The following is a 12,011-nucleotide window of genomic DNA, read 5'->3' as shown; positions in this document are numbered from 1 at the left end:
AGCCGTATAAACAAGAAGTTCTGGCGCGTCCGACAGGAATCGAACCTGTATCGAGGGCTTCGGAAACCCTAATTCTATCCATTGAACTACGGACGCCAAGCTCGCTATTGTAGCGCGAGTTTGGAGTTTTTTTCAGCATCTATCCGGCAATTATGAGTGCGCTAAATCAAGAGTCAGATACAAGAGCGACACACTCCGCTATAATCCATGGTTGCGCGATCTGGGTCGGTGGCTTGGTAGACACGTCCTTGCGCACACCCATTAGGTAGGCGCAAGCCTTTATTGGTGGCCTTTAAAGGCCCTCCCGTCATTTCTTGTACGAACTCGCAGGATCCGATAATGAGCAACACGGAACAAAAACCCGAAGAACACAACGAGGGTCACTCAGCCATGATCAAAACCCCTAAGCAATTGCTTGTGACCGTGGCTCTGGCTTTCTTGGTGCCCATCGCGATTATTGTCATGCTGGTTAGCCTGGTTACCTCCACCATGGGTGCTGGTGCTGGCTCCGCCGCCCTTTCCCCTGAAGCCATTGCAGCCCGCATTCAGCCTGTTGCCGGTTTCAAACTGGTTGACGCCAATGCCGTCAAAGAGCTGAAAACTGGTCAGCAAGTTTACGAAACCACCTGTACCGCCTGTCACGGCGCCGGTGTAGCCGGTGCGCCTAAATTTGGCGACAAGGGCGCTTGGGGCGAGCTGATCAAGCTGGGTCAGGACGAGTTGGTCAAGAACGCTATTCACGGTATCCGCGCCATGCCTGCCAAGGGTGGCAACCCTTCGCTGGACGACATCGAAGTGGCTCGTGCCGTTGCTTACATGGCTAACGCCGCTGGCGCTGACTTCAAGGAACCCGACGCTCCCGCACCAGAAGGTGAAGAAGCTGACGCCAAGCCTGAAGCCACTGCGGCTGCCGATACCAAACCGGCTGAAGAGGCTCCTGCTGCAGAAGCTCCCAAAGCAAGCCAAACCGCTGCTGCAGATGACAACAAGGTCGACCCGGCCGGTATCAAGCTGTACGACACCATCTGCTTTGCCTGTCACGCAGCCGGTGTTGCTGGCGCGCCCAAGTTTGGCGATCAAGCGGCCTGGAAGCCATATATCGAATCCGGTATGGACACTATGGTTCAAAAAGCCATTCACGGTGTAGGCGCCATGCCTCCACGCGGTGGCTCTCAAGCCTCCGACGACGAAATCCGTGCTGCCATCCAGCACATGGTTAACGCCGCCAAGTAAGACTGCGACAAGGCTCTGGCACCGTACAGAGCCTGCGAATACAAAAAGCCCGATGAATATTCATCGGGCTTTTTTATTGCCTGAAGCGGTTGCAGATGACGGATGCAGAAGCTGCCCCCTACAATCTAGCCCTCGAATCCCTGCACCCTGCAGCTATCAAACAGCTGCGGATACTTACCATGACACGTGTTACTTCCGCTGCCCGTCTGACCGTGACGGGCGTCTTGTCAGCCCTTGCCGCTTTAATTTTTCCTTCGGCTCAGGCCTTCGCCAATGAGTCGACAACGGCAGCCACACAGAGCACAGCGCAGGCTACCAGCATCCTGGATCGAGATAGCCTGGAGCAGGCTATGCACACGCTGCTGCAAGCCACCATGGCCAGAGACCTGGAAACAATTCTGCAATTTCAGTCGCCGCGCAAGATCCAGAAAATTTCAAAAGCAATGGGCAAGGACCATGCAGAGACCATTGCCGAACTGATCCGGGTAGGCCGCTCTATGGATGAGCATCAGCCCGTACAGATTCTGTCTGGCCACTACGACGTGGATACTGCACAGTTCGGCAAAACCAGCACAGGACGCGACTACGCCGTACTGAACTACAGTCGTACTTTCAAAAAGGACGGCAAGACCTTTGAGCTTAGTTACCCCACTTTAGCCAGCGTAGATGGCAAGACGATTTTCATCATCCCGCTCAGCGAGGATGCGCTGCTACCCGAGCTGATTGAGCTGTATCCGGACCTGGCCTCGGTGAAAATGCCCGCGACCAAAACACAGAAGTAATAGTCTGCTCTCCTGGAGTCCTGAGCCCGGCCTAAGCATCCGTTTATTGAGCACCTGGTTCAGGCTGCCTTTTAGAGACAGGCAGGGTCCGCCATGGGCTTGGCGCAAAGAACTATCCGCCGCCCCCAACAGCCCCCGTCTGCCAATAAAAAAGCCTGAGTCCGGTGTCATCCCGGACTCAGGCCGACTCATAAGCTTGTAGGCTGATCTACCTCTAGAACACGCTATAAAGCGTCCAAGAGAGCAATCTCAGGCCTTACTGCGCCTTGCACTGAGCCAATGCCGTCAAGGACATACCCAGTTGGACACGGCGTTGCAGCCAGGGGCTGGCGCGGTAGCGCATATCGCCCGTGACAGCTTGCAGGGTGTTCAATACATCCAGCAAATCACGCGAGCCGACGGCATCACCCATGGACAGCGGGCCATTGTGCGGATAACCCAGGCCCAGACGCACAGCGGCGTCGATATCTGATGGGGTAGCAATCTGCTGCTGAGCGATATCGCTGGCGATGTTCACGATGGTCGCCACTAAACGCTGGGCCACAAAACCGGCAGAGTCTTCGATCACGCTAACCGCCGTACCATCACTGGCCAACATGGCCCAGGCTTGATCGCGCCATTCTGGTGTGGTCGCAGCCGAGCACATCAGCACGCGGCGGCGGCCTTTCTCCAAGCCGAACAAGGTATCCAGCGCCACGGTGCGAGCTGGGTCCAGGCCATGCAAGGACACCAAAGTCGCCACGTCTTCACCATAAGGCGTCAACAGAATCAGCGCATCAGCAGGTGGCTGGTCGCCTTCCACCACTTTTACGCCCAGTTCGCTCAGCAATTGCAGCGCGCGAGCCTGACCTTGCTCGTGGTAAGGCGAGACCCACACAGGAGCAAAGGAGGTGACAGCGGGAACAGCAGGCTCTTGAGGAACCTGTTTCTTGCCATCTTCATACTTGTAGAAGCCTTCGCCGTTCTTGCGACCAAACAATTTACCGGCGTGACGCACGGCGGTAATGGGCGAAGGACGGAAGCGCGGCTCATCGTAGAACTGACGGTAAATGGATTCCATGACCGGATGGGACACATCCAGCGCGGTCAGATCCAGCAGTTCAAAGGGCCCCATGCGGAAACCGGCCTGCTCGCGCATGATGGCGTCGATCTGGTAAAAAGGCGCCACGCATTCCTGGGCGATTTTCAGGCCCTCGATGTTCATGCCACGACCGGCGTGGTTCACGATAAAGCCGGGCATATCCTTGGCGCGCACCGGCGTGTGGCCCATATCGCGCGACACTTGCATCAAGGCATCGCCCACTTCCGGCGAGGTGCGCAGGCCGTCGATAACCTCGACCACTTTCATCAGCGGTACGGGGTTGAAGAAGTGATAGCCAGCCACGCGTTCGGGGTGGCGGCAAGCTTGGGCAATGGCGGTAATGGACAGCGAAGAGGTATTGGAGGCCAGCACACAGTCGGCCGACACAATCTCTTCCAGCTGTTGCAGCAAGCCTTGCTTGACGTCCAGACGCTCCACAATGGCTTCCACGACCAGATCGGCAGGGGCCAGAGCTTGCAGATCGCTGGCGGTTTGCAGACACGCTTTGGCCGCGTCCACCTGTTCAGCCGTCATGCGGCCTTTTTCTTGCAAACGACTCCAGACGGCGTGTACATCCGCCAAAGCAGCCTTGACCGAGTCCGCATTCAGGTCATACAGCAAGACCTGCTTGCCAGCCTGGGCAGCAATCTGGGCAATGCCCCTTCCCATAGCACCTGCGCCAACAATAGCGATGGTTTGTATCTGTTTCATGATTCACAACCTGATCGAAAAGCAATAAAAATTAAGCCTGTGCAGCGGAGCCGGATACAAGGGCCTCGACCTTGTCGGGCGACAGCTCCAGCACTCGCGCCAGGACCTCGCGGGTGTGTTCTCCCAGACGCGGGGGCGCACTGCGATACTGCACCGGCGTGGCCGACAAACGTAAAGGACTGGCTACCGAAGGCACGCTCCCCCCCTGCCCGGTCGGCAAGTCCAGGCGCAAGCCGCGCGCCAGCACCTGCGGGTCCTGATAAACCTGTTCCATCGTATTGATGGGCCCGGCTGGAATACCCACGGCTTCCAGCGTCTGCAACCAGCTATCGCGCCTGCGGCTTCGCATGATCTGCGCCAGCATGGGCACCAACTCGTCCCTGTGCATGACTCGTCCGGCATTGCGCGCAAAACGGGGATCATCCGCCCACTCGGGGTGACCCAGCTCCCGCGCAAAACTGCGAAACTGGGCATCGTTGCCCACCGCCACAATCAAATGCCCGTCACTGGCCTCAAAGACCTGATAGGGCACCAAATTCTGATGTGCATTACCGGGGCGCTGTGGCGCCTGTCCGGTACACAAGTAATTCATGTTCTGGTTAGCCATCATGGCCACCTGACAATCCAGCAGAGCAATATCCAGATGCTGACCCAGGCCACTACGGTGGCGCTCCACCACGGCTGCCAGCACAGCCACGGTGGCGTACATGCCTGTCATGACATCGGCTACAGCCACACCCGCTTTTTGCGGCTCGCCACCTGGCTCACCTGTCAGGGACATCAAACCACCCAGCCCCTGGATCATGAAGTCATATCCTGGACGACTTGCATAGGGGCCAGTCTGCCCAAATCCGGTAATCGAACAATAAATCAGGGCCGGGTTGATGGCTTGCAGGCTTTCATAGTCCAGTCCGTACTTTTTCAGGCCACCGACCTTGAAGTTTTCCACCAGAATATCGCAGCGACTGACCAGCTGACGCACCACCTCGGCACCTTGTGCAGTGCCTATATCCAGGATGATGGACTCTTTATTACGGTTGGCAGCCCCAAAATAGGCTGCATCTTCCGTGTCCGCCCTGTGACCATCCTGCAGATACGGTGGCCCCCAGCCTCGGGTGTCGTCCCCGGCACCGGGACGTTCGACCTTGATGACTTCCGCACCAAGATCAGCCAGGTTTTGAGTACACCAGGGCCCGGCCAGCACGCGCGTCAAGTCCAGAACACGCAATCCCGCCAAGGGCGCTTTTCGTTCAGTCGTGGTCATAGCAAACAAAAATCCTTCAAGTCGCTTATTGTGCACTACGTCTTCTTAGTCCGGTCTACGGACAGAAAAAAGTGCTCAAACCATGGTCATTTTCGAGGCCGGAGGAATTTGTGCAGCGCACCAAGCCGGGCGACGATAAACCGTCCTAGAATAGGTGACGATAGATTATCAGCGGCAGATCTTCCTTGCAGGACCCCGCCCCTTCAAGAGGCAGGGCACTTCTTTCGATAACAGGAGACCGACCTTATGCCATCGGCATTAACGCAGCAGCTTTATCAATCTATGACCCTGCCTGTAATGGCAGCGCCCATGTTCATTGTTTCGAACCCCGCCCTGGTGATTGCACAATGCGCCAGCGGCATCATCGGTTCCGTCCCCGCCTTGAACGCCCGCCCCCAGGAAAAACTCAAGGATTGGCTGGACGAGATCGACGACACCCTGGCCGAACTACGCGAGCGCCATCCCGAGCGCCGTATCGCCCCCTACGCCATCAACCACATCATCCACCAATCCAATGACCGCCTGGAGCAGGATTTGCGTGTGTGCGCCGACCACAAGGTGCCACTGGTGATTACCAGCCTGCGCGCCCCGCAAGACATCGTGCCGCATGTGCACGCCTGGGGTGGCAAAGTCTTCCACGACGTAACTACCTTGCGTCATGCTGAAAAAGCGCTGGAAGCGGGTGTGGATGGCCTGATCGTGGTGGCTGCAGGTGCTGGCGGCCACGCCGGTACCTTGAGCCCCTTTGTGCTGGTTAACGAAATCCGTCAGATTTTTGATGGCCCGATTGCCCTGTCCGGCGCCATGAGCCGGGGTCGCGACATTCTGGCGGCCCAAGCCATGGGGGCGGACATGGCCTACATCGGCACGCGCTTCATTGCCAGTACCGAAGCCAATGCCTCGGACGATTACAAGAACATGATCGTCAAGGGTCGTGCCGCCGATATCGTCTACACCCCGCTGTTTACCGGCATCCCCGGCAACTACCTGAAAGACAGCATCCGCGCTGCAGGCCTGGACCCGGACAAGCTGGACAGCGAAAAAAATGCCGACACCGCCTTCGGTTCGGGCATGAGCAAAGCCTGGCGCGACATCTGGGGCGCTGGTCAAGGCATTGGTGGCATTGACTCGGTGGAATCTACTGCCGACATCGTGGCCCGTTTGCATCGCGAATACCAGGAAGCCAAGGCAGCACTGCTGGCCTCCCCCTTCGCCTGAACAGGAGCACGCCATGATACGGACTCATGACGCAGGTCATTGGCTGGAAGTCATTCTGGACCGCCCGGAACGACGCAATGCCTTGACTGGCCCCATGTACGAAGAGCTGGCCGACATCATCGACCAGGCCAATCAGAACCAGAAATATCGTGCCCTGATTCTGACCGGCGCGGGCGAGCATTTCTGTGCCGGCAACGACATCTCGGAGCTGTCCAATGTGCGCAACAACGACATGCCGCCGCCGATCAAGTTCCTGCGCAGTCTGGTCCAAGCCGACATCCCACTGATCGTGGCCGTAGAAGGTCACGCGGTGGGTATTGGCGTAACCTTGCTGCTGCATGCGGACTTTGTGTACGCGGCCCGTGACGCGCGTTTGCGCATGCCCTTCACCGCACTGGGCCTGTGCCCGGAAGGCGCCTCCAGCCACCTGCTAGCGCAGTACGTGGGGCCACGCCGTGCCAACGAATGGCTGCTGCTGTCACAAGCCTTCAGTGCCGAGCAAGCCATGGAAGACGGCCTGCTCACTGAACTGACCGACCACGGCAATAGCTTGGAAGCCGCCCGTGCCTGCGCCCACGCGTTGTCCGAGCAGCCTCCCATTGCCTTGCGCACCAGCAAGCGTCTGCTAAGAGAACCCCAGCGCGAAGTTTTGCTGGAGGTTCTGGAACGCGAGCGCAAGCTATTTTCCAAACTGCTGGAAGGCGAAGAAGCTCTGCAGATTCTGGGGCAAATGAGCCAGAACCGCAGCGGCAAATAGCGCTTGTGTGGACCTGATTTCTGCGCAAACCCGCATGTGCAGCGATCTTGCCACACTGCACCCGGTTCAGACGGGTGATAAGGGGCCTGTGAGAGCAGGTCCCTAATTTTTTTTACCGTATTCGCAAAAAAATCTTGCGTGCAAAAAAAAAATCGCTGTATTTTATTTTTTGCGCTGCAACAAATGCACCGCTTTAACACGTTCTTTGCGGATACGCCCATGACACACTCCTGTCCCCCCCAAGCCCAAGGCTTGTACCTTCCCGCTAACGAACACGACGCCTGCGGCGTCGGATTTATCGCACACATCAAAGGCCAGGCGAGCCACGCCATCATCACCCAAGGCCTTAAAATTCTGGAAAACCTTGATCACCGCGGCGCTGTAGGCGCAGATCCCTTGATGGGCGACGGTGCAGGCATTCTGATCCAGATCCCCGACCAGCTTTACCGCGAAGAAATGGCCGCTCAGGGCGTGACCCTGCCGCCCCCCGGCGAGTACGGCGTAGCCATGGTGTTCCTGCCCAAGGAAACCGCTTCCCGCCTGGCCTGTGAACAGGAGCTGGAACGTGCGGTACGTGCCGAAGGCCAGCACATGCTGGGCTGGCGCGATGTGCCGGTGGACAGCACCATGCCCATGTCGCCCACCGTCAAGGCCAACGAACCGGTGATTCGCCAGCTGTTCATTGGCCGCGGCCCGGATGTGATGGTACCCGATGCGCTGGAGCGCAAGCTGTACGTGATCCGCAAGACCGCCAGCCACGCCATCTACCGCATGGCATTGGCCCACGGCCAGGAATACTTTGTGACCTCGGCCTCGGTGCGCACCATCGTCTACAAAGGCCTGCTGTTGGCTGACCAGGTTGGCCGCTACTACCGCGATCTGGCCGACCCTCGTGCCTGTTCAGCCCTGGCTCTGGTGCACCAGCGCTTTTCCACCAATACCTTTCCCGCATGGCCTCTGGCCCACCCCTACCGCCTGATCGCCCACAACGGCGAAATCAACACGGTACAGGGCAACTTCAACTGGCTGCGTGCCCGTGAAGGCGCCATGGAATCGGCCGTGCTGGGCTCAGATCTGCAAAAGCTTTACCCCATCGTGTACGAAGGCCAGTCCGACACGGCCACTTTCGACAACTGTCTGGAACTGCTGGTGATGGCCGGCTACTCGCTGCCGCACGCCATGATGATCATGATGCCGGAGGCCTGGGAGCAACACGCCGAGATGGACGAAAGCCGTCGCGCTTTCTACGAGTACTACGCAGCTCAGATGGAACCATGGGATGGTCCTGCTGCCATCGCCTTTACTGATGGCCTGCAAATTGGTGCACTGCTGGACCGTAACGGCCTGCGTCCCGCCCGCTACGTCATTACCGACGACGACATGATTGTGCTGGCCTCTGAAGCCGGTACCCTGCCTATTCCTGAGCACCGCATCGTCAAGAAATGGCGTCTGCAACCGGGCAAGATGCTGCTGATCGATCTGGAACAGGGCCGCATCATTGACGATGCCGAGATCAAGTCCCAACTGGCCAACACCCACCCCTACAAGCAGTGGATTGAACGCCTGCGCTTGCGCCTGGACTCCCTGCCCAGCGTGCCCGGCGTGCGTCCCCAATTGGCCACCCGCGACCTGCTGGATCAGCAACAAGCTTTTGGCTGGACCCAGGAAGATATCAAAGTCGTCCTGCAGCCCATGGCCAGCAAGGGCGAAGAGGCCACCGGCTCCATGGGCAACGACGCTCCGTTGGCCGTGCTATCCGACAAATCCAAGCCCTTCTACAACTACTTCCGCCAGCTGTTCGCTCAGGTTACCAACCCGCCTATCGACCCGATTCGCGAACAGATGGTGATGTCGCTGGTGTCCTTTATTGGCCCCAAGCCCAATCTGCTGGACATCAACAACGTCAACCCGCCGCTGCGTCTGGAAGTGTCCCAGCCCGTGCTGAGCCCGGCTGACATGAACCAGATCCGGCGCATTGAAGCGGCCAGCAATGGCAAGTTCCGCAGCCAGGAACTGGACATCGTCTACCCCAGCGCGTGGGGACCGGAAGGCATAGAGGCCAGCGTGGCCGCCCTGTGCGCCCGTGCGGCAGATGCCGTGCGCGATGGCTACAACATCCTGATCCTGACGGATCGCCGCTGTGACGCCGAGCATGTGGCCATCCCCGCCCTGCTGGCAACCTCGGCCATTCACCAGCACCTGATCCGCATCGGCCTGCGTACCCGCACGGGTCTGGTCGTGGAAACCGGCTCGGCCCGTGAAGTGCATCACTTCGCGCTGCTGGGTGCGTATGGTGCCGAAGCCATGCACCCCTGGCTGGCTTTTGAAAGCCTGCAGCATCTGGCCCAGGACCCGATCAACCAGATCGACGCCTCCCAGGCCGAGGGCTACTACATCAAGGCCATCAACAAGGGCTTGTACAAGGTCATGTCCAAAATGGGCATCTCCACCTACATGTCCTACACCGGCGCGCAGATTTTCGAGACCATCGGCCTGTCGCGCTCGCTGGTAGACAAATATTTTGTGGGTACTTCCTGCCCGGTGGAAGGGATTGATATCTTCACCGTGGCCGAAGAAGCGCTGCGTCAGCATCGCGCCGCCTACAGCAAAGACCCCGTGCTGGAAAACCATCTGGAAGCCGGTGGCGAGTACGCAGTACGCGTGCGCGGCGAAGCCCATATGTGGACCGCCGACTCCATCGCCAAACTGCAACACGCCACCCGCAGCCAGAACTACAGCACCTACAAGGAATACGCCCAGCTCATCAACGAGCAAAGCCGCCGTCACATGACACTGCGTGGTTTGTTCGAACTGCGTCTGGACCCGGCTCAAGCGATTCCTTTGGAAGAGGTGGAACCGGCTAGCGAGATCGTCAAACGCTTTGCAACCGGCGCCATGTCGCTTGGTTCGATTTCAACCGAAGCCCACGCCGTACTGGCCGTGGCCATGAACCGGATTGGCGGCAAGTCCAATACTGGTGAAGGTGGCGAGGACGAGTTGCGCTACCAGCACGAAATGCAGCACGGTAAAAGTGGCATCCGCCAGGGTGACACCTTGGCCAGCGTGTTAGGCCAGGATCGCGTATTTGCCGACATTGAGCTGCAAGAGAACGATTCGCTGCGCTCGCGCATCAAGCAGGTTGCGTCCGGTCGCTTTGGCGTATCCGCCCAATACCTGTGCAGTGCAGATCAAATTCAGATCAAGATGGCACAAGGTGCCAAACCCGGTGAAGGCGGTCAATTGCCCGGTCATAAAGTGTCCGAGTACATCGCCAAGCTGCGTTACTCGGTGCCTGGTGTGGGCCTGATTTCGCCCCCACCGCACCACGACATTTACTCCATCGAAGATTTGGCCCAGCTGATTCACGATTTGAAGAACGTGAACCCGCAAGCGGATATCTCCGTGAAGCTGGTGTCCAAAGTCGGTGTGGGTACTGTGGCTGCCGGTGTTGCCAAAGCCAAGGCCGATCACATTGTGATTGCCGGTCACGACGGTGGTACGGGTGCTTCGCCCCTATCCTCTATCAAGCATGCCGGTACGCCGTGGGAGCTGGGCCTGGCTGAAACCCAGCAAACCCTGTTGCTGAACCGCTTGCGCAGCCGTATCCGCGTGCAGGCCGACGGCCAGATGAAAACCGGCCGCGATGTGGTGATCGGTGCCCTGCTGGGTGCGGATGAATTCGGCTTTGCCACAGCTCCGCTGGTCGTGGAAGGCTGCATCATGATGCGCAAATGCCATCTGAACACCTGTCCCGTTGGTGTTGCCACTCAGGACCCCGTACTGCGCCGCAAGTTCAAGGGCAAGCCCGAGCACGTAGTGAACTACTTCTTCTTCGTTGCAGAAGAAGTGCGTGAACTGATGGCCAAGCTGGGTGTACGCCACTTTGACGATCTGATCGGTCGCAGCGACTGGCTGGATATGCGCAGCGGTATCGAACACTGGAAAGCCCAGGGCCTGGACTTCTCCCGCCTGCTGCACAAAGTGGACAATGAAGAGTCCCCACGTCAGATCGCTACCCAGGATCATGACCTGGAACACACGCTGGATCGCCAACTGATCGAGCGCAGCGCCGTGACCTTGAATCAGGGCACGCCGTTGTCTTTCATCACTCCCGTACGTAACCGCAACCGCAGCGTCGGTGCCATGCTCTCGGGCGTGTTCACCAGGAAATACGGCCATCAAGGTCTGCCTGACGACAGCCTGCACATTCAGTGCAAAGGTACAGCGGGTCAGAGCTTTGGCGCTTTCCTGGCGCAGGGCATCACCCTGGATCTGGTGGGTGAAGCCAATGACTACGTAGGTAAAGGCTTGTCCGGCGGCCGCATTATCGTGCGCTCGCCCAACGACTTTCGTGGCTACGGCCCGGACCACATCATCGTGGGCAATACCGTGCTTTACGGCGCCCTGTCCGGTGCGGCTTACTTCAACGGCGTGGCCGGTGAACGCTTTGCCGTGCGTAACTCCGGTGCCAGCGCGGTTGTGGAAGGCGTGGGCGATCATGGTTGCGAATACATGACGGGCGGTACCGTGGTTGTCCTGGGCGAAGTGGGCCGCAACTTTGCAGCCGGCATGTCCGGTGGCGTGGCCTACGTGTGGGACCCGCAACGTCGCCTGCAACTGCGCTGCAACCCCGGCATGGTGGATCTGGAGCCGGTCCTGAGCAAGGCCGAGCAAGAGATGAACAGCAGCATGGCGCAATGGCACAGCCGTAGCGCCCAGGGCGAACGTCAGACCGACGATGCCATCTTGCAAACGCTGGTTCAGGAACATTTCAAGGCCACGGGCAGCTTCCAGGCCCGCGAGCTCTTGAAAGACTGGGACAGCGCCCGCGCACAATTCGTCAAAGTCATTCCACGCGAGTACCGACGTGCATTGAGCGAATTGTGGCAAGGCCCGCAAGCGAGCAAAGCCGCGCCCAAAAGCAGTAAAACCCGCCGTTCGGCTTCGGCCTGAACCCTTCCCATC

Annotated in this window: 7 protein-coding genes and 1 tRNA gene; 5 read left to right on the top strand and 3 right to left on the bottom strand. The window is 58.7% G+C overall.

Annotated features, from left to right (window positions below; all coding sequences use genetic code 11):
• Positions 1 to 21 precede the first annotated feature (21 nt).
• A tRNA-Arg gene (locus tag ACU6HM_RS07375) sits at positions 22 to 96 on the bottom strand.
• 243 nt (positions 97 to 339) lie between these two features.
• On the opposite strand from ACU6HM_RS07375, the gene ACU6HM_RS07370 reads away from it, so the two are divergent.
• Positions 340 to 1,233: a c-type cytochrome gene (locus ACU6HM_RS07370; protein ID WP_203145166.1), complete on the top strand. Its 894-nt coding sequence runs from the start codon at positions 340 to 342 to the stop codon at positions 1,231 to 1,233.
• A gap of 179 nt (positions 1,234 to 1,412) precedes the next feature.
• On the top strand, positions 1,413 to 2,015 hold the full coding sequence (locus tag ACU6HM_RS07365) for a hypothetical protein (protein ID WP_446763594.1): 603 nt from the start codon (positions 1,413 to 1,415) through the stop codon (positions 2,013 to 2,015).
• Positions 2,016 to 2,271: 256 nt separating this feature from the next.
• On the opposite strand, the gene ACU6HM_RS07360 is transcribed toward ACU6HM_RS07365, so the two are convergent.
• Positions 2,272 to 3,807, bottom strand: coding sequence for a 3-hydroxyacyl-CoA dehydrogenase (locus ACU6HM_RS07360; protein ID WP_009462680.1), 1,536 nt, complete (start codon positions 3,805 to 3,807; stop codon positions 2,272 to 2,274).
• A gap of 31 nt (positions 3,808 to 3,838) precedes the next feature.
• On the bottom strand, positions 3,839 to 5,071 hold the full coding sequence (locus tag ACU6HM_RS07355) for a CaiB/BaiF CoA transferase family protein (RefSeq protein WP_250756627.1): 1,233 nt from the start codon (positions 5,069 to 5,071) through the stop codon (positions 3,839 to 3,841).
• 246 nt (positions 5,072 to 5,317) lie between these two features.
• Between ACU6HM_RS07355 and ACU6HM_RS07350 the strand changes: the two genes are divergently transcribed.
• The 3 genes from ACU6HM_RS07350 to ACU6HM_RS07340 all read left to right on the top strand — a co-directional run bounded on the left by ACU6HM_RS07350 (position 5,318) and on the right by ACU6HM_RS07340 (position 11,999).
• Positions 5,318 to 6,289 carry an NAD(P)H-dependent flavin oxidoreductase gene (locus ACU6HM_RS07350; RefSeq protein ID WP_009462684.1) on the top strand — a complete coding sequence of 324 codons (972 nt, stop codon included), beginning with the start codon at positions 5,318 to 5,320 and terminating at the stop codon, positions 6,287 to 6,289.
• Between the two features lie 13 nt (positions 6,290 to 6,302).
• Entirely contained in the window at positions 6,303 to 7,046 is a 744-nt protein-coding gene (locus tag ACU6HM_RS07345; RefSeq protein WP_250756626.1) for an enoyl-CoA hydratase/isomerase family protein, read from the top strand.
• Positions 7,047 to 7,265: 219 nt separating this feature from the next.
• The gene (locus ACU6HM_RS07340; RefSeq protein WP_446763593.1) at positions 7,266 to 11,999 is read left to right on the top strand and encodes a glutamate synthase-related protein; all 4,734 of its coding nucleotides are present in this window, start codon (positions 7,266 to 7,268) and stop codon (positions 11,997 to 11,999) included.
• The last annotated feature ends 12 nt before the right edge of the window (positions 12,000 to 12,011 follow it).

It is taken from the genome of Alcaligenes sp. RM2 (genome assembly GCF_052931795.1).
Note: the sequence above shows the minus strand (reverse complement) of the source record. Positions and strands in the feature narration are given on the sequence as shown.

Bases quoted from the DNA above. Each gene is read 5' to 3' on its own strand.
- ACU6HM_RS07340 (WP_446763593.1), top strand. From the start codon at position 7,266: ATGACACACTCCTGTCCCCCCCAAGCCCAAGGCTTGTACCTTCCCGCT.
- ACU6HM_RS07345 (WP_250756626.1), top strand. From the start codon at position 6,303: ATGATACGGACTCATGACGCAGGTCATTGGCTGGAAGTCATTCTGGAC.
- ACU6HM_RS07370 (WP_203145166.1), top strand. From the start codon at position 340: ATGAGCAACACGGAACAAAAACCCGAAGAACACAACGAGGGTCACTCA.
- ACU6HM_RS07365 (WP_446763594.1), top strand. From the start codon at position 1,413: ATGACACGTGTTACTTCCGCTGCCCGTCTGACCGTGACGGGCGTCTTG.
- ACU6HM_RS07360 (WP_009462680.1), bottom strand. From the start codon at position 3,807: ATGAAACAGATACAAACCATCGCTATTGTTGGCGCAGGTGCTATGGGA.
- ACU6HM_RS07355 (WP_250756627.1), bottom strand. From the start codon at position 5,071: ATGACCACGACTGAACGAAAAGCGCCCTTGGCGGGATTGCGTGTTCTG.
- ACU6HM_RS07350 (WP_009462684.1), top strand. From the start codon at position 5,318: ATGCCATCGGCATTAACGCAGCAGCTTTATCAATCTATGACCCTGCCT.